Consider the following 17,195-nt stretch of genomic DNA (forward strand, 5'->3'; position numbering starts at 1 on the left):
CCGGGGGCTCAGAGCACCTCGTGCTCGGCGTGCGGCGGGGCCGGGGTGCCCAGGGCGTTGCGGCGCTCGGGCATCCGCAGCTTCACCATCCGCCGCCAGCCGATGGCCCGGTCGTACAGGTAGAGCGTGTGGACGCCGGCCGTGACCACGGCCAGCTGCCAGCGCGGCCACCGGAGGATCCGGGCCATCCGGGAGGTCACCGCGAGGCCGACGTCCCGGTGGGTGCGGATCTCGCCGCGGGCGCTGGTCTCCAGGGTGTGCCGGATGTACGGGCCGTGGCCCTCGGCGGTGTAGCGGAGCAGCTCCTCGTGGCAGTAGGCGAGGTGGTTGTCCTCGTCGGCGGAGATCATCCGCATCGCCCGGCCGAGGTCCGGGTTGTCCCCGTAGACCTTGACCAGCTGGCGCATCTGCTCGGCCGCGCGCTGCTCGGTGACCCGGCTGTGGGCCAGATAGGTGATGATCTCGCGCTCGGTCAGCGGCACCTCGCTGTTGAGCCGCTCGTGGGAGAGGCCGACCCCCTGGCGCTCCAGCAGCATGCAGTAGTCGGCGTCGGCGGGGACCGCCACCTTGGGCAGGGCGCGCTTGTGGAGCAGCTGGGTGAAGATCCGGCCGTGCTTGCGCTCGTCGGCGCCGTGCCGGGCGATCTTGGGGGCGAGCACCGGGTCCCGGGTGAGCGCGGTGATCCGCTCGTTCTCCCAGCCGCCCTGGTCCTCGCCGCCGGCCGCGATGCTGCAGAACAGCTGGTAGGCCTCGTCGTTCCGGTAGATCTCGTCGAAGAGCGATCGAGTACTGAGCATGGGGCCTCCTGCTCGGATCCGGGGCGGTGCGGCCGTTCGGCCACGGCCGCGATACGTTCCCCCCGGTGTGCCGGCGGCCCGCCGACCGGCCGGTAATCACCCGACCGGCGGCCCGTCCGGCCGTCGCGCCGCCGCTCAGTTCCAGGTCAGCCGGGCGCTCATCCACTCCAGGGCGGCGGGCAGCTCGCGCACCCAGCTGTCGAAATTGTGGCCCCCGTCGTCCAGGTACAGCGACTCGACCTTGAACTGCGGGTTGGTGGCGGCCACCTTCTCGGCGAGGTCGACGAACTTCACCGTGTCGGGGTAGTCGGTCTCCTTGCGGGTGCTGATCACCATCAGCGAGAGGTTCGGCGCCGGGAGGTTCTGCAGCCGCCAGGAGAGGTCGCTCCGGTCGGCCAGCGCCCGGTCGCCGCCGAAGAGGCTGTCGCCGGTGAACTGGTCCTCGACCACCTTGAAGTCGCCGTGCATGCCCGTCCCGTTGCCGAAGACGTCGGGGAAGCGCATCGCCAGCCGCAGGGCGCAGCTGCCGCCGGTCGAGTAGCCGAGCACGCCCCAGGAGGAGGGCGAGCGGCTGGTCCGGTAGGTCGCGCGCAGTGCGTCGGGGACGTCCTTGGCGAACCAGGTCTCGGTGCGCGGCCCGCCGGGGACGTCCACGCACTCGGTGTTGCGCGGCGCGACGACGGCCGGGCGGGCCATCACGATGATCGAGGGCGTCAGCTTGCCGGCCTTGCGGAGTTCCCAGGCGGTCTGCGGCAGGGCCAGCTCCTTCACCAGGTGCTGGGTGGTGCCGGGGTAGCCGGAGAGCGCCAGCAGCACGGGGAAGCGGACCATGGAGAGCTTCGGGTCGAAGTACTCCGGCGGCAGGTAGACGAACATCTGGTCGGAGAGGCCGGTCTCCTTCCCGGTGACCCGGACCGATTGGATCTTGCCGACCTCCTCCGGGGGACCCTTCGGCAGGTCGGTGATGCTCTCCAGGTCGCCCTCGTCGGTCGGCTGGATCGGCGCGTCGGAGACCGGGGTGCCGCCGTGGTGGTTCTCGTTGCTGGTGAGGGCCAGCTTGGCTCCGCCGGGGCTGAAGAGGTCGTCCCAGGAGGTGTAGAAGCCGAAGGAGTTGTTGACCGACAGCGCGAGGACGGCCAGCACCGAGACCTGGGTCACCGTCAGGAGTCCGATCCGGCCGAGCACCGGCAGGGGGCGCTGGCGGGCCAGCCGCGGCCAGAGCCAGAGTGTTGCGAGCAGGGCCGCCGCGCCGAGCGCGAGCAGCGAGTTCACCAGCGCGTCGCTGGTCAGTTCCATGCCGTCGGCCTTCCGGTGGGACACTGTCGGTGCAGGCTTCATCGTCTGGCGGTCCGTCAGCTGCGGCCATCGCGGCTAGGCTGTCCGGGCGCCGGGGCGGGGCGGGAGGGCGAGGAGGGGTCGGCGCAACCGGCGCCCTAGAATGCGGCGTCCACCGTACGTACCGCGTACGCAGGGGCTCGTCGCGCCACGCGGCACGGGGCTTCGGCTCCCACCCACGGCTCAATCGCAGCGCCCACCCGGGGCCGGTTTACCGACCGTTTCCCGTTCCTTGGTGTGCGCATTGCCTGATGAAGGAAAAGGCATGAAGGTCCCTCACAACTCCTCCTCCGGAGTGGCAGGACTGCACACCGCAGCCTCTACGCTGAGCTTCCATGAGCGTTCCCGTGTCCGTTGAGCCGAGCCCCGAGCAGCCGCCGCGTCGCCGCGGCCTGCAGACGCTTCGTACCCAAGCGGCCGCCGTACCGAGGGCCTGGCTCCCCGGCGCGGTCGGTTACGCCTGTCTGCTGATCGGTCTGGTGGACATCGCCAGCGCGGTGTTCCCCAAGCTCCGGCACACCAAGGTGCACACCTTCGCCGGACAGCTGCCCGGCGGCACCACCACCCTGGCCGCGGCCGGGACCCTGATGGTCGGCCTGCTGCTGGTGCTGCTCGCCCACGCCCTGCGCCGCCGCAAGCGGCGCGCCTGGCGGGCGGTCTGCGTGCTGCTGCCGATCGGCGTGGCGCTGCACGTCCTGCGCTGGCACCAGATCGGCCCGGCGGTCGTCTCGCTGGTGCTCTTCGTGGTGATGCTCGTGCACCGGCGCGAGTTCTACGCCAAGGCCGACCCGCGGACCCGCTGGCGGGCGCTGGTCAACCTGGTCGTGATGGGCACCGTCAGCGTGCTGCTCGGCCTGCTGATCGTCTCCACCCGGACCAAGTACGAGCTCGGCGACCCGAGCCTGCTCCACCGGCTGGAGCACGTCGGGTACGGGTTGTTCGGCTTCGAAGGACCGCTCGGCTACAGCTCGGACCGGGTCTCCGACCTGGTCGCCTACCTGCTCGGCGGGATGGGCCTGATCACCGCGCTCACCACCGCGTACCTGGCGCTGCGCCCGGAGAAGCCCAAGCCGGAGCTGACCGCCGAGGACGAGGAGAAGGTCCGCGGCCTGCTCGACCGCCACGGCGAGCGGGACTCGCTCGGCTACTTCGCGCTGCGCCGCGACAAGAGCGTGCTGTTCTCGCCCTCCGGCAAGGCCGCGATCTCCTACCGGGTGGTCTCCGGCGTGATGCTTGCCTCCGGCGACCCGGTCGGCGACGTCGAGGCCTGGCCCGGTGCGATCAAGACCTTCATGGCCGAGGCCCGCGAGCACGCCTGGGTGCCGGCCGTGATGGGCTGCAGCGAGGTCGGCGGCGAGGTCTGGACCCGCGAGGCGGGCCTGGACGCGCTGGAGCTGGGCGACGAGGCGATCGTCGACACCGCGAGCTTCTCGCTCTCCGGCCGGGCGATGCGCAACGTCCGCCAGATGGTCAAGCGGATCGAGCGCAACGGCTACTCCTGCCAGGTGCGCCGGGTCTCCGAGCTGACCCTGGAGGAGAAGTACCGGATCGCCGACGCGGCCGCCCGCTGGCGCGGCACCGACACCGAGCGCGGCTTCTCGATGGCGCTGGGCCGCTTCGGCGACCCGCTGGACGACGCCTGCGTCGTGGTCACCGCGCACAAGGCCCCGGAGGAGGGCGAGGAGGGCGACGACCTGAAGGCCGTGCTCCACTTCGTCCCCTGGGGGCCGGACGGCATCTCGCTGGAGCTGATGCGCCGCGACCGCGCCGCCGACCCGGGCCTGAACGAGCTGCTGATCGTGGCCGCCCTGCAGGCGGTGCCGGCGATGGGCATCCGCCGGGTGTCGCTCAACTTCGCGATGTTCCGCTCCGCGCTGGCGCGCGGCGAGCGGATCGGCGCCGGCCCGGTGCTGCGCGCCTGGCGCGGGCTCCTGGTCTTCCTCTCGCGCTGGTTCCAGATCGAGTCGCTGTACAAGTTCAACGCGAAGTTCCAGCCGGAGTGGGAGCCGCGCTTCCTGGTCTTCCCGAACACCCGGGACCTGCCCCGGATCGGCTTCGCCGCGATGCAGGCCGAGGCCTTCATCACGCTCGGCATGCCGCGCTTCGGCCGCAAGCCGCAGCGCGAGGGCCTGATGCCGGCCCCGCGCCCGGAGGTCACCGAGGCCGCCTGACCGGCGCGCGGCCACGGCCGCGCGCCGCTCGACCACGCACCGGACCCCGGTCGGAAGTCCTCCGGCCGGGGTCCGGTTCGATAATGGGGTTTATGAGCGATTCGCTGTCCTTCTCCCTGCCGGCCGGGCTGCCGCGGCTCGACCGCTGCGCCGTGATGGGCGTCGTCAACGTGACCCCCGACTCCTTCTCGGACGGCGGGATGTGGCACGACCCCGCCCGCGCCATCGCGCACGGCCTGGCGCTGCGGGCCCGCGGCGCGGACCTGGTGGACGTCGGCGGCGAGTCCACCCGCCCCGGTTCGGCGCGGGTGCCCGAGGAGGAGGAGCTGGGCCGGGTGCTCCCGGTGGTCCGCGAGCTCGCCGACGCGGGGGTGGTGGTCTCCGTCGACACCATGCGCGCCTCGGTCGCCGAGCAGGCGGTGGCGGCCGGCGCCCGGATCGTCAACGACGTCTCGGGCGGGCTGGCCGACCCGGCGATGGCCCGGGTGGTGGCCGAGACCGGCGTCCCCTTCGTGGTGATGCACTGGCGCGGGCAGTCCGCCGACATGGACCGGCTGGCCGTGTACGACGACGTGGTCGCCGACGTGGTCGCCGAGCTGACCGCCCGGGTGGACGCCCTGCTGGCGGCCGGCGTCAAGGAGGAGCAGCTGATCCTGGACCCGGGCCTGGGCTTCGCCAAGACCCCCGCGCACAACTGGGCCCTGCTCGGCCGGCTGGACGCGATCACCGGGCTCGGCCGTCCCGTCCTCGTCGCCGCATCGCGCAAGCGGTTCCTGGGTACGCTGCTCGCCGACCCGGAAACCGGGGAGCTGCGTCCGGCGCGGGAGCGCGACGACGCGACCGCCGCGGTGTCGGTGCTGTCGGCGCAGGCGGGGGCCTGGGCGGTGCGGGTGCACGACGTGTCGGGCACGGCGGACGCCGTGCGGGTGGTCGCGGCCTGGCAGCGCGCGGCCCGGTAGGGACCCTCCGGCCCGACGGCGGGCACGGAGGGCGAGACGGGAGGGTCTGTGGCAGGTGACGGCAGGTTGAGCGGAGAGACCGCGGGACAGCGGGCCCGGGAGGCGGACCTGGAGGCCGTCCTGGAGGCCAACCGGGCGCTCTACGAGGCGCTGGAGAACGGCGATCTGGAGGCGGTCGAGGACGCCTGGCTGGGGGCCGCCGAGGCCGACGACAAGGGCGGCGTGGTGTGCGTGCACCCCGGCTGGCCGGTGCTGCGCGGACGGGCCCAGGTGACCCGCTCGTACATGCTGATCATGGCGAACACCGAGTACATCCAGTTCATCCTGACCGACGTCGAGGCCGAGGTGCACGGTGATGTGGCTCTTGTCACGTGCACGGAGAACATCCTTTCCGGTGGTGAGGCGGAGGAGGAGGGCGAGCTCGGTCCGCTGGTCGGCGGAAAGGTCGTCTCGACCAATCTCTTCCGCCGGACCCCGGCCGGCTGGAAGCTCTGGTCCCACCACGGGTCACCGGTGCTGACCAGCGGCGACGAGGACGACGAGGACTGATCCGGGGACCGTCGGGAAATGGGCTACCGACGGTCGCCCGGGAATTTCCGGACGGTCACCGAACGTTCACGTCAATCGCCATTCCGGTGCGCGTGGCGAAGGTTCGTGCCGGGTAGGACGGTCAGGCGTTGTCCGCGCTCGCAGGTAGATTCGAAACGGAGTGGCGGGCGCGATGCCCGCCTTCGCCCTGCCTGCCCGCTTCGTCCGGGCAGGGTCCGTCCGACTGGGAGCAGTGATTCGTTTGCTGGACCGCGTCACCCTGCGGGGTCTGCGTGCCCGGGGCCACCACGGCGTCTTCGAGCGTGAGCGCGTCGAGGGCCAGACCTTCGTGGTGGACCTCGTGCTGTACCTGGACACCCGCCCCGCCGCGTCCGGCGACGACCTCACCCGCACGGCGCACTACGGCATCGTGGCCGAGGAGGTCACCGCGATCATCGCCGGCGAGCCGGTGGACCTGATCGAGACCCTGGCGCAGCGCATCGCCGACCAGTGCCTGAAGCACGCGGCGGTGGAGGAGGTCGAGGTGACCGTGCACAAGCCGGACGCCCCGATCACCGTGCCGTTCGACGACGTGACCGTGACCATCCACCGGGGCCGCGCATGACCGCTGCCGTGCGCCCCGTTCCCGCCGTCAAGCCCCCCTTCCTGCTGTAGAGGACGCCCGATGAGCACCAGCGACCCGACCGCCTCGCCGAGCACGTTCGACCTGGAGCGCCGGGTGGACTCGGCCGACACCACGCTGCACGGCCAGCGCTGCGCGGTGATCGCCCTCGGCTCCAACCTGGGCAACCGCCTGGACACCCTCCAGGGTGCCGTGGACGCCCTGGCCGACACCCCCGGGCTCCGGATCAAGGCCGTCTCCGCCGTGTACGAGACGGAGGCCGTCGGCGGTCCGGACGAGCAGCCGAACTACTACAACGCGGTGGTGGTGCTGCGCACCTCGCTGCCCCCGCACGACCTGCTGGAGCGCGGCAACGCGATCGAGGACGCGTTCGGCCGCGTCCGCACCGTCCGCTGGGGCCCGCGCACCCTGGACGTCGACATCCTCGCCTACGAGGGCGTCACCAGCGACGACCCGCAGCTGCTGCTGCCGCACCCGCGCTCGCACGAGCGGGCGTTCGTGCTCGCCCCCTGGCTGGACGCCCAGCCGGAGGCCGAGCTGCCCGGCCACGGGCGGGTCGGCGCGCTGCTGGACGCGCTCGGCGGCGCGGACGCCCAGGGCGTCCGCCGGCGCGACGACATCCGGCTGACGCTGCCGGAGTAGGACCGCACGGCCGGGGCCCGCCCGGGGTGAACGGAGCCCGGGAGCGGGCCCCGGGAACTCGGGCGGGGGCCCGGCCGTACGAGTAGGTGTCCGGCCCGCACGAGGGTGCCCGTCGGGGCCGGCCCGGTACGGTGGCCTGGCGCCGTCGTACCCAGCCCCCGCCCGCCGCCGGACCCGGGGCGCCTCCCGCCCGCCGGGCCGGGGAGCGGGCCCCGGCCGCCCGACCCTGGTACCCGGAAGGACCACGTCCGAGTGAAGCTGCTTCGCCTCCGCCTGCTGGTCGGCATCACCGCCGCGATGACGGCGCTGTCCTGGGCCGGCGCCAAGTTGTGGGCCTCCCTGGACACGCTGCCCGCCGTCCCCGGCGCGGCCCCGGTGGTACTGGCGGCGGTGGCGGTGATCCTGCTCGCCACGGCGATCTCGCTGCGCTCCCGGCTGAAGGCGGCGCGCGAGCGGCAGCCCGGCGCCAAGCGGGTCGACCCGATCGGTGCGGCCCGGGCGGTGGTGCTGGGGCAGGCGAGCGCGCTGGTCGCGGCGGTGGTCACCGGCATCTACGCGGGCGCGGGGATCTACCTGCTCGGCGAGCTCGACGTGCCGGCCCGCAAGGACCAGGCCGTCACGGCCGGCTTCGCGGTGCTGGCCGGTGCCGCGGTGATCGCGGCGGCGCTCTGGCTGCAGCACGTCTGCAAGCTGCCGGAGAACCACGACGACCCGAGCGGTCCGGCGGCCACGCACCGCTGAGCGCGTGCGCTCCCCCCGCCGGCCGGCGGGGCCGGCGGTGATCACGGGTGAGGGCCCCGACACGAGCGGTACCGCTTCGGCGGTGTCAAGGGCCAAAGCCGACCCTGGGCTGACACGGCCCCAATTCGCACGCTAGTTTCTTGGCATGTCTCGCGGACGCCACCGTCATTCCTCCTTCCTCGGCCGGGTCCTTCCCCCCACTGCGGCCGGCGTGCTCATCGTCGCCGCGGTGGCCGCGCTGCTGTTCAGTCAGGACACCATCCTGGTCCGCTCGATGGGCGTCGCGGCGGTGCTCGCCGCGCTCGGGATCGCGGTGCTGCTGCGCCAGCGCGACCGGGCCGCCCGGACGGCCGCCGAGGTCTCCGTCGCGCAGCGGCTGCGGGCCGAGGAGCGCTTCGAGGAGCAGCTCGCCGAGGCCGAGTACGCGGCGGAGGTCGCCGAGGAGCGGGCCACCCGTTTCGGGCGCCGGCTGACGGCGGAGAAGTCGCGGCTGGCGAAGGCCGAGACGGAGATCGCCCGGCTGCTGCGCGAGCGTGCCGTGATGGTCGCCGAGCAGGCGCTCAAGGAGGTCGAGGCGGCCCAGCGGACGCTCGCGGCGAGCCGCCCCAAGTACCCGGCCAGCCCGGCCGCGTTCGTGCGGGCCGCGTCCGTGCTGCGGCAGCTGGAGCGGCGGGCCGCGGCGGCCCACGAGCAGCGCCAGCGCGCGGCCGGGGCGGAGCTCGCCCTGCGTGCCCGGACGGCGCCCGTTCCGGCGGCCGCGCCGGCGCCCGTGGCGGTGCCCGCGCCAGCCGTTCCCGCGCCGGCGGCCCTCGCCCCGGCGGCTCCGGCCCCGGCCCCGGCTCCGGTGGCTCCGGCTCCGGTGGCTCCGGCTCCGGCGGCCCCCGCGGTGCCCGTTCCGGCGGCGGCCAAGCCCGCGGTGGCGGCTCCCGCCGCCCCGGTCCGGCCGGCGCTGACGGCGACGGTCGGTCAGCTGGGCGGCACGCCGACCGTGCCCGTGGCGCCGGTCGAGCGGCAGCGGCTGCGTCCGGCGCAGCCCGGGGCGGGCCGCAACTTCAGCTTCTTCGGGCGCACCTCCGGCGCGGCGGCCCGGCCCGCGGCCCCGGCACCGGCCGTCGGCAGCGTCGCCGAGCTCGGCGAGCGCGCCGACCTGGCGGACGTGGTCGGGGACGAGGCGGTCGCCGCGCAGCACCGGGCGAAGGACGGGGACCGGGCCGAGGCGTCGGCCGCGGCCCCGGACCGCGCGACGGAGGAGACCACCCCGGAGGTGGTCGACCTGACGCCGGACGACGAGACCGAGCTGATCCAGCTCCCGGAGCTGCGCGCCTCGCGCTGACCCCGTCCCGCCGGTCCCTCGACCGCCGATCCCGCTGATCCCGCTGATCCCTCACCACCTCGGCGCGGGGAGCCACCAGGCTCCCCGCGCCGTGGCCCTTTCCGGGCCGGGAAACGGCGAAGCGCCCGGCCCCTGGGGCCGGCGCTTCGCGCGGTGGAGCCGCGTCAGAGCTGGACGCCGAAGTCCTGGGCGATGCCGGCGAGGCCGGAGGCGTAGCCCTGGCCGACGGCGCGGAACTTCCACTCGGCGCCGTTGCGGTAGAGCTCGCCGAAGATCATGGCGGTCTCGGTGGCGGCGTCCTCGGAGAGGTCGTAACGGGCGATCTCGGCGCCGCCGGCCGCGTTGATCACGCGGATGTAGGCGTTGCGGACCTGGCCGAAGTTCTGCGACCGGGCCACGGCGTCGTAGATCGAGACCGGGAAGGTGATCTTGACGGCCTCGGCCGGCAGGCCGGCCAGGTTGACGTTGATCGCCTCGTCGTCGCCGGCGCCCTCGCCGGTGCGGTTGTCACCGGTGTGGACGACCGTGTTGTCCGGGGTGCTGGTGTTGTTGAAGAAGACGAAGTGACCGTTGGACAGCACCTTGCCGTCCGCGTTCAGCACGATCGCGCTGGCGTCGAGGTCGAACTCGGCACCGGTCGTGGTGCGGACGTCCCAGCCGAGGCCGACGGTGACCGAGGACAGGCCGGGGGCCTCCTTGGTCAGCGAGACGTTGCCACCCTTGGAGAGGCTCACTGGCATGGTGTGTGCTGTCCCTTCGTTGCTTGTGCCCGGGATAACGCGGGAGAGCCCGGGCTTGGTTCCACGCTCCCCGGCAGATTCTCGGGGTCGCGGCCGGATCGGGCAACGACCGGTGGACGGCGGGTCAGATTCTCCGGAAGCGGCCCTGGAGCGACCAGACGTTGGGATTGTCGGCCAGATCGGGGTGCATGTCGAAGAGGTCGGCCAGGGTGTCCTGCAGGAAGTCGCGGGCCTCGCGCCGCAGGTCGCTGTGGCGGACCACGACCGGCTCCTCGTCCGGCAGCCAGGTGGCACTGACCTCGACCCAGTTGAAGCGGCGGGCGAACCGCAGCAGCTCGGTGTTCTGGGTGAAGTCGAGGTCGGCGGTCTGCACCCGGGCCGAGCGGCTGCCGTCCGGATCCCGGTCGAGCTGCTCGGCGATGTCGCACAGCGCCCAGGCGAAGTCGAGGACCGGCACCCACCCCCAGGCCGTGGACACCTCGGCGCCGTCGGATTCCAGGTAGACGTCGCCGCAGAAGAGGTCGTACCGCAGCGCCTGGACCGAGGCGGTCCGGTAGTCGGTCTGCGGGGGGTCCGGGAAGCGGTTGGAGAGGGAGTAGCCGAGCTCGATCACACAGGCCATTGTCGGGGCTGCGGGCGCCGGGGATAAACCGGGTGACCGGCGCCACCGGGGCACGGGATGATGGACGCATGCCCGAGCCCATCCGCGTACGGGGGTCGGTGGTCGTCCCCGACGCCGAGCTCGTCTGGCGCTTCTCGCGTTCCTCCGGCCCCGGTGGCCAGCACGTCAACACCTCCGACACCCAGGTCGAGCTTCGCTACGACCTGGCGGCCTCCGAGGCGTTGCCCGAGGTGTGGAAGCAGCGCGCCCTGGAGCGGCTGGCCGGGCGCCTGGTCGACGGCCGGGTGCTGGTGGTGCGCGCCTCCGAGCACCGCTCGCAGTGGCGCAACCGCGAGGTCGCCGCGGCCCGGCTGGCGTCGCTGCTGGGCGAGGCCACCGCGCCGCCGCCGAAGGCCCGCAGGGCGACGAAGCCCAGCCGCGGCATGGTCGAGCGGCGGTTGTCCAACAAGCGGCACCGCTCCGAGCTCAAGCAGGGGCGGCGGTCGCCGCGCGGCGGCGAGTAGCCGCCGGCCGGAGCGGCGGGCGGCTCAGCCGAGCTGCCGGTAGCCGCCGCGGAAGTAGAGGAGCGGGCGGCCGCCCGGGTCGGGCACCACGGCCTCCAGGACGCGGCCCAGCAGCAGGGTGTGGTCGCCGGCGGGTATCCGCTGCTCGGTGCGGCACTCGACGGTGGCGAGCGCGCCGTCGATCAGCGGCGCCCCGCTGAACGGGCCGCGGTGGTGCGGTGCGTCGGCGAACAGCAGCCGGTCGCTGAGCCGGCCCTTCATGGCGAACCGCGAGCCGAGCGCCTTCTGCTCCTCGGAGAGCAGCGAGACCGCCCAGGTCTCGGCGCGGGAGAGCACCTCGTCCATCCGGGAGTCCTCGCGGACCGAGATCAGCACCAGCGGCGGCTCCAGCGACACGGACAGGAACGACGTCGCGGTCATGCCGACGTCCTCGCCGTCGTCCGGGTCGTGGACGGTTACCAGGCTCACGCCCGAAGCGAGCTGGGAGAGTGCCGCCCGGAACTCATCGGGCGTGGCTTGGGTGGCAGCTTCCGGCTGCGGGGACGAGTACACGTACCGCACGGTAGTCGGCGCCGGCCGTGAACGGCATCGGGCCGTGGTCGTAGGACCAGCGGCGCAGAAGTTACGGTTCCCGGCCGCGCTCACCCCCAGGAGTGAAGGCAGGGGGCCTGCCGGCCGCCAGGCGGCTTCAGCGCCCGACCAATGCGGCCGACCACCGGAAATGTTCCGATAAAGCCTTGTGTCCCACTCTGGGGCGGATGAGCTGAATAAAGGCGCATAAGTCTCGTGTGATTTAAGTCACAAGTGACGGCCTATTGCTGACCGAGCGTGCCGAACGCTGTGCTCCCTGTGATTCAGTTCTTCTGGCAATCGGACGATAACCATTCAAGAACTATCCGAAGCAGCCGGGGAGCCCCCGCATGGAAGCCGAGTCGGAGCCCTACGTCCGTCTCGCGACCCTCCGCACCTTGCACCGGGTCGTGGCGGACCTCAACGCTGCCCGCAGCCTGGCGGGCACGCTGCAGGCCGTCGTCGAGGGTGCGGTGCACGGGCTCGGATTCGACGCCGCCGCGGTGAGCCTGGTCCGGCCGGACGGCGACCTGGTGGTGGCGGCCGTCTGGGAGCTGGAGGAGAGCGCCATGGGCGGCCCCTCCGTGCTGCTCGGGCAGGTCGGCTCGCGCGAGTCCTGGGACCGGCTGCTCGGCGTCAGCGACCACTGGGGCACGCTCCGCTTCCTCCCCTACGACCGCGGCTGGGCCGTGGCCAGCGACATCCCGCGCTGGATCGGCGACGGTCCGATGCCCGTCTACGCCAACGACTGGCACCCCGCCGACGGCCTGCTCGCCCCGATGTACAGCGCCGGCGGCGACCTGCTCGGGGTCCTCTCGGTGGACCGCCCGCGCAGCGGGAAGCGGCCCGGGGCCTGGACCCGCGAGGCACTGGAGATGTTCTCGCTGCAGGCCTCGATCGCGATCGGCAACGCCCGCCTGCGGGCCGAGATGCAGCGCGCGCTGGCCCGCCTGGAGAAGGAGCAGCAGGCCCTGCGGGCCAGCGAGGAGAGCTTCCGCCAGGCCTTCGAGTACGCGCCCAGCGGGATGGCCATCACCGAACTGCACGGCGCCGGGCGCGGCCAGCTGACCAGGGTCAACGACGCGCTCTGCCGGCTGCTCGGCCGCCCCCGGGCGGTGCTGCGCCAGCAGAGCTTCGCCGACCTCGTCCACCCCGACGACCGGGCCCTGCTGGAGCGCACCAGCGCCGAGAGCGGCCGGGCCGAACTCCGCCTGTCCCGGCGCGACGGCGGCTACCAGTGGGTCTGCCTGCGTAACTCGATCGTCGCCGACGCGGCGGAGGGGCCGAGCTTCCTGCTCACCCACGTCGAGGACATCGAGGACCGCAAGCGGCACGAGCTGCAGCTCGCCCACCGGGCCAGCCACGACGCGCTGACCGGCCTCCCGAACAGCGCCGAGCTGAAGGCTCGGCTGGCCCGGCGGCTCTGTCCCGAGCCGCAGACCGCGGGCGCCGTCGCCGGGCCCGGCGACGGGGCCCACCCGCAGCCGTACGGCGGCTACCAGGCGGACCCGTACGCCGGGTTCGACGGCCCGGACGGTGCGGAGCTGCGCGTCGAGCCCGTGCACCACTACGGCGCGGAGGGCTACCCGCCGCCGGCCGTGACCGACGGCCCGCTCGGCTACGGCGAGCACGTGCACGCGGTGGTCCCGGCCGACCACGCCGCCGCCGGCGACGTCTGGTCCGGCCCCTTCCGCTCGGGCGGGGCAGCACCGGCGGACAAGGGCCTCGCCGTCATTTTTTTGTGACCTGGACGGGTTCAAGTCGATCAACGACCGGTTCGGCCACAACGCCGGTGACGCGGTGCTGGTCGAGGTGGCCCGCCGGCTCAGCCAGGCCGTCCGGGACGGCGACACGGTGGCCCGGCTCGGCGGCGACGAGTTCGTGGTGCTCGCCGACGGCATCGGGCGGGAGGAGGCCAAGGACCTCGCCCACCGGCTGCGCAACGCGATCATCCCGCCGATGCGGATCGACGGCCGGGCGATGCGGGTCGGCGTCAGCCTCGGCATCGGCTGGGCGGGCTGCGGGATGAGCATCGAAGAGGTGCTGCACACCGCCGACGAGCGGATGTACGACGAGAAGCGGGCCCGGGGCGGCGCGGTGCGCGGAGCCCGCGGTGAACGCTCGCACCGGCGGGCCGGATAGGGCACGCTCCGGCGCCGCGCCCGGACAAAGCTACCGGCGAGTTGTCAAGGGTTCTTTTCGAAGGACCCGGGGCGGCAGGTAGGGTGCCCGGGTACGAGCGACACCAGGAGCGCCGCCGGCACGGCTGCCAGGCGGCGCGACCGCGATGGGGGAGTTGACCACCGTGACGACCGCCGGCAGCAACGGAGTGCCCGAGGGCCCGGAGGGCGGTGCCCCGCAGGACGACGACCCCTTCGGCTACCTCTACCGCCCGGCCGACGGCAGCGCCGCGCAGTCGGCCGAGCCGCAGCAGGGCGTGCCGCGTACGCCGTACAGCCGCCCGATGGAGGTCGGCCGGGCGCAGTACGGGCAGCACCCCTACCCGCAGCAACGCCAGCAGCCGTACCCGCCGCAGCAGCCGGGCCACCCGCAGGGCCGCCCCTACCCGCCGCAGGCCGAGTTCGGCGGCGCGCCCACCCAGCAGGCCCGGTACGCCGAGCACTCCCGCCCGCAGCCGGGCGAGGAGCGGCCGAGTAGCGGCCGGAGCAAGGGCGCGGTGATCGGCGCGGTGGCGGTGGTCGCGGCCATCGCGATCGGTGCGGGCATCGCGCTGTCCACCGGGGACCAGGACGGCGGCGAGAAGAGCGCCAAGAACGCCACCCAGACCGCCGCGCCGCCGGCCCCGAGCAGCACGACCGGCGGCACCGCGTCGGCCTCCGGCTCCGCCTCGCCGTCGGCGGGTGCCTCCGGGGCGTCCGCCCTGGGCGCGGTCGACGCGGCGCAGCTGCAGGGCCAGAACGCGCCGTCCGGGAACACCGTCAAGGGTGCCAAGTCGGCGGACGGCGGCTACCTGACGCTCCAGCCGGGCGGGTCGGTCAGCTGGACCGGCGAGGTGGCCGCGGCCGGCACGTACAAGTTCACCGTGCACTTCAACAACCCGGGCGGCGACGTCAAGGCCGCGGCGAGCGTGAACGGCAAGGACTGGCCGAGCGGGCTGTCCTTCCGGAACTACTCGCCGGGCAAGGAGCCCGCCTCCTCCTGGTACACGACGTACATAACGCCGGCGCTGCAGGCGGGGTCGAACACCATCACGATCTCCGGCCCGGCCGGCGGGACGATCCTGATCGACCAGGTGGTGGTGGAGGCGTCCTGATCCGCCCCGCACCCGGCGACGGCCGCCCGGTCCCCACCAGGGGACGGGCGGCCGTCGCCGTCGGGGCGTCAGGCCGCCGCGACCGGGGCGAACGCGTCGCCGCCGACGATCCACTCGCCGCTGCGCATCACGGCCACCAGGTCGTAGCCCGCGGAGTCGAGCACGACCAGGTCGGCCTGCTTGCCGGGCTCCAGCGAGCCGACCCGGTCGGCGAGGCCGAGCAACCGCGCCGGAGTGGCGGAGAGCGATTCGACGGCCTGGCCGAGCGTCAGCCCGTTGACGGTGACCGACCGCTTGAAGGCCACGTCCAGGGTGAGCGTCGAACCGGCGATCGCGCCGCCCTCGACCAGCCGGGCGACGCCGTCCCTGACCTCGACCTGGAGCGGGCCGAGCGGGTACAGCCCGTCACCCATCCCCGCCGCCCCCATCGCGTCCGTGATCAGCGCGACCCGGGCCGCCCCCGCCGTCCCGTACGCCAGATCCAGCACCGACGGATGCAGGTGCACCCCGTCGTTGATCAGCTCCACCGTGACCCGCTCGTCCTCCAACAACGCCACGATCGGCCCCGGCGCCCGGTGCGCGATCCCCGGCATCGCGTTGAACAGGTGCGTCGCCACCGTCGCCCCCGCCTCCACCGCCTCCAACGTCCGCCCGTAGTCCGCATCGGTGTGCCCCACCGCCGCCACCACCCCCAGCTCCGCCAGCATCCGCACCGACTCCAGCCCACCCGGCAGCTCCGGCGCCAACGTCACCATCCGCGCCCGCCCCCGCGCCGCGTCCACCAGCTTGCGCACCAACGCCGGATCCGGATCCCGCAACAGGTCCGGACGATGCGCACCACACCGGTTGTGCGAGATGAACGGCCCCTCGAAGTGGATCCCGGCCAGCACGCCGTCCTCCACCAGCTCCGACAGCACCGCCGCCTGCCGCGCCACCTCGTCGATCTCCCCGGTCACCGTCGAGGCCATCGTCGTCGTCGTACCGTGCTCCAGATGCGTGCGCGCCACCCGCAGCGCCTCCTCCGCCACCCCCGACGCGTACGACGCACCACCACCACCGTGCACGTGCAGGTCCACGAACCCCGGCACCACCGTGAACCCCGACAGATCGAGGTCCCCCGGCACCACCGGACCGCCGACACCCGCCACCACCGCGCCCTCCACCACCAGACGGCCGTCCTCGACCACCCCGGACGGCAGGACCAACCGGGCGCCGGACAGTGCAGTACGATCCGCGGCAATCACGCGGCCACCTCCATCGAGAGCAGGTCCCAGGCGAGCAGTCCGGCGCCCAGGGATGCGGCGGTGTCTTTGAGCATGGCGGGTACGACCTCGGGGGGCATCTGGAAGGTCAGCCGCTCGGCGACGGCCGCGCGCAGGGGGGTGAAGAGGGTGTCGCCGGCCTCGGCCAGCCCGCCGCCGACGATCACGGTGGACGGGTCGAGCAGGCTCTGGGCGAGCACGATCCCGTCCGCGAGGGCGTCCACCGCGTGCTGCCAGACCGCGACCGCGCGGGCGTCCCCGGCGTCCACCGCGACGGCGCAGGATGCCGCGTCGGCGTCGGGGTCCCCGCTGGCCCCGGCCCAGGCGCGGGAGACGGCGGAGGCGGAGGCGAGGGTCTCCAGACAGCCGCGGGCGCCGCAGCCGCACGGCGGTCCGCCCGGGCGGACCACGACGTGGCCGATCTCGCCGCCGTAGCCGTGGGCGCCGGCCTCGATCCGGCCGTCGATGCCGATGGCGCCGGCGATGCCGGTCCCGAGGGCGACGAACAGGAAGCGGTCGACACCGCGCCCGGCCCCGAGGCGGCCCTCGGCCAGGCCGCCCGAGCGCACGTCGTGGCCCAGGGCGACCGGCATCGCCGCGCCGCCCGGCGTGGCCAGGCGCGCGCCCAGCAGCTCGCGCAGCGGGAGGTCCCGCCAGCCGAGATTGGCCGAGAAGACCGCGACGCCGTTCTTCTCGTCGATCGTCCCCGGGACGGCGACCCCCGCCGCCAGCGGCGCGACGCCGAAGCGGCTGCGGCCCTCGTCCGCCAGATCGGCGGCGAAGTCGAGGATGGCGGCGACGACGGCTTCCGTGCCGTGCTCCCGCCCGGTCGGTCGGCGTGCTTCGAACAGCACGGAGCCGTCCTGGGCGAGCAGCGCGGCCTTCATGCCGGTGCCGCCTACATCGAGTGCGATGACGTGCTTCACGGAGGACAGTTTCCCTTGGCCAGGTCGGAGAGGTCTAGTCCAGTTGTCGGATTGGTCTGGTCCAACTGGGGTGAGCTTTGTCGCAGATCCATGTGGTGTGCGGCACTTTGCGCGCGCCCCGCACGGCCGGGTTCGCCCCGGTTCGGAGC

General features: G+C 73.7%; 16 protein-coding genes and 1 pseudogene. 10 read left to right on the forward strand and 7 right to left on the reverse strand.

Going from position 1 to position 17,195, the window contains the following annotated elements; genetic code table 11:
• Window positions 1-8: 8 nt before the first annotated feature.
• Together RMN57_RS22045 and RMN57_RS22050 are read right to left on the reverse strand one after the other, a co-directional pair.
• Entirely contained in the window at window positions 9-797 is a 789-nt protein-coding gene (locus RMN57_RS22045) for a ferritin-like domain-containing protein (protein WP_313765063.1), read from the reverse strand.
• A 135-nt stretch (window positions 798-932) separates the two neighbouring features.
• Window positions 933-2,093, reverse strand: coding sequence for an alpha/beta hydrolase-fold protein (locus RMN57_RS22050; protein ID WP_313765064.1), 1,161 nt, complete (start codon window positions 2,091-2,093; stop codon window positions 933-935).
• A 374-nt stretch (window positions 2,094-2,467) separates the two neighbouring features.
• Here RMN57_RS22050 and RMN57_RS22055 point away from each other — a divergent pair, with 374 nt between their 5' ends.
• The 7 genes from RMN57_RS22055 to RMN57_RS22085 all read left to right on the forward strand — a co-directional run bounded on the left by RMN57_RS22055 (window position 2,468) and on the right by RMN57_RS22085 (window position 9,149).
• Window positions 2,468-4,303 carry a phosphatidylglycerol lysyltransferase domain-containing protein gene (locus RMN57_RS22055; RefSeq protein ID WP_313765065.1) on the forward strand — a complete coding sequence of 612 codons (1,836 nt, stop codon included), beginning with the start codon at window positions 2,468-2,470 and terminating at the stop codon, window positions 4,301-4,303.
• Window positions 4,304-4,395: 92 nt separating this feature from the next.
• Window positions 4,396-5,262 (forward strand): dihydropteroate synthase, encoded by an 867-nt coding sequence (folP, locus tag RMN57_RS22060; protein WP_380237329.1) that lies wholly within the window; start codon window positions 4,396-4,398, stop codon window positions 5,260-5,262.
• A 66-nt stretch (window positions 5,263-5,328) separates the two neighbouring features.
• The gene (locus tag RMN57_RS22065; protein ID WP_313765067.1) at window positions 5,329-5,811 is read left to right on the forward strand and encodes a nuclear transport factor 2 family protein; all 483 of its coding nucleotides are present in this window, start codon (window positions 5,329-5,331) and stop codon (window positions 5,809-5,811) included.
• A gap of 244 nt (window positions 5,812-6,055) precedes the next feature.
• Window positions 6,056-6,415, forward strand: coding sequence for a dihydroneopterin aldolase (gene folB, locus RMN57_RS22070; protein ID WP_313767910.1), 360 nt, complete (start codon window positions 6,056-6,058; stop codon window positions 6,413-6,415).
• 60 nt (window positions 6,416-6,475) lie between these two features.
• The gene (gene folK / locus RMN57_RS22075) at window positions 6,476-7,075 is read left to right on the forward strand and encodes a 2-amino-4-hydroxy-6-hydroxymethyldihydropteridine diphosphokinase (protein ID WP_238861181.1); all 600 of its coding nucleotides are present in this window, start codon (window positions 6,476-6,478) and stop codon (window positions 7,073-7,075) included.
• Between the two features lie 252 nt (window positions 7,076-7,327).
• A complete protein-coding gene (locus tag RMN57_RS22080; protein ID WP_313765068.1) occupies window positions 7,328-7,816 on the forward strand; it encodes a DUF3180 domain-containing protein in 489 nt (162 codons plus the stop codon).
• 145 nt (window positions 7,817-7,961) lie between these two features.
• The gene (locus tag RMN57_RS22085; RefSeq protein ID WP_313765069.1) at window positions 7,962-9,149 is read left to right on the forward strand and encodes a hypothetical protein; all 1,188 of its coding nucleotides are present in this window, start codon (window positions 7,962-7,964) and stop codon (window positions 9,147-9,149) included.
• A gap of 164 nt (window positions 9,150-9,313) precedes the next feature.
• On the opposite strand, the gene RMN57_RS22090 is transcribed toward RMN57_RS22085, so the two are convergent.
• Both RMN57_RS22090 and RMN57_RS22095 read right to left on the reverse strand, forming a co-directional pair.
• On the reverse strand, window positions 9,314-9,889 hold the full coding sequence (locus RMN57_RS22090; RefSeq protein WP_313765070.1) for a TerD family protein: 576 nt from the start codon (window positions 9,887-9,889) through the stop codon (window positions 9,314-9,316).
• Between the two features lie 124 nt (window positions 9,890-10,013).
• A complete protein-coding gene (locus RMN57_RS22095) occupies window positions 10,014-10,511 on the reverse strand; it encodes a hypothetical protein (RefSeq protein ID WP_255751988.1) in 498 nt (165 codons plus the stop codon).
• 68 nt (window positions 10,512-10,579) lie between these two features.
• Between RMN57_RS22095 and arfB the strand changes: the two genes are divergently transcribed.
• Entirely contained in the window at window positions 10,580-11,014 is a 435-nt protein-coding gene (gene arfB / locus RMN57_RS22100) for an alternative ribosome rescue aminoacyl-tRNA hydrolase ArfB (protein WP_313765071.1), read from the forward strand.
• A 24-nt stretch (window positions 11,015-11,038) separates the two neighbouring features.
• Here arfB and RMN57_RS22105 read toward each other — a convergent pair whose 3' ends face one another.
• On the reverse strand, window positions 11,039-11,575 hold the full coding sequence (locus RMN57_RS22105; protein ID WP_313765072.1) for a flavin reductase family protein: 537 nt from the start codon (window positions 11,573-11,575) through the stop codon (window positions 11,039-11,041).
• A gap of 359 nt (window positions 11,576-11,934) precedes the next feature.
• Here RMN57_RS22105 and RMN57_RS22110 point away from each other — a divergent pair.
• A pseudogene (locus RMN57_RS22110) lies at window positions 11,935-13,726 on the forward strand (diguanylate cyclase domain-containing protein).
• Window positions 13,727-13,880: 154 nt separating this feature from the next.
• Window positions 13,881-14,858 (forward strand): hypothetical protein, encoded by a 978-nt coding sequence (locus RMN57_RS22115; RefSeq protein WP_313765073.1) that lies wholly within the window; start codon window positions 13,881-13,883, stop codon window positions 14,856-14,858.
• A 68-nt stretch (window positions 14,859-14,926) separates the two neighbouring features.
• On the opposite strand, the gene nagA is transcribed toward RMN57_RS22115, so the two are convergent.
• Window positions 14,927-16,099 carry an N-acetylglucosamine-6-phosphate deacetylase gene (gene nagA / locus RMN57_RS22120; protein WP_313767911.1) on the reverse strand — a complete coding sequence of 391 codons (1,173 nt, stop codon included), beginning with the start codon at window positions 16,097-16,099 and terminating at the stop codon, window positions 14,927-14,929.
• Window positions 16,099-17,046, reverse strand: coding sequence for an ROK family protein (locus RMN57_RS22125; protein WP_313765074.1), 948 nt, complete (start codon window positions 17,044-17,046; stop codon window positions 16,099-16,101). The genes nagA and RMN57_RS22125 overlap by 1 nt, the downstream gene beginning before the upstream one ends.
• Window positions 17,047-17,195 lie beyond the last annotated feature (149 nt).

Origin of the sequence: Kitasatospora sp. CM 4170 (assembly GCF_032110285.1) — a bacterium.
GTDB classification, from domain to species: domain Bacteria; phylum Actinomycetota; class Actinomycetes; order Streptomycetales; family Streptomycetaceae; genus Kitasatospora; species Kitasatospora aburaviensis.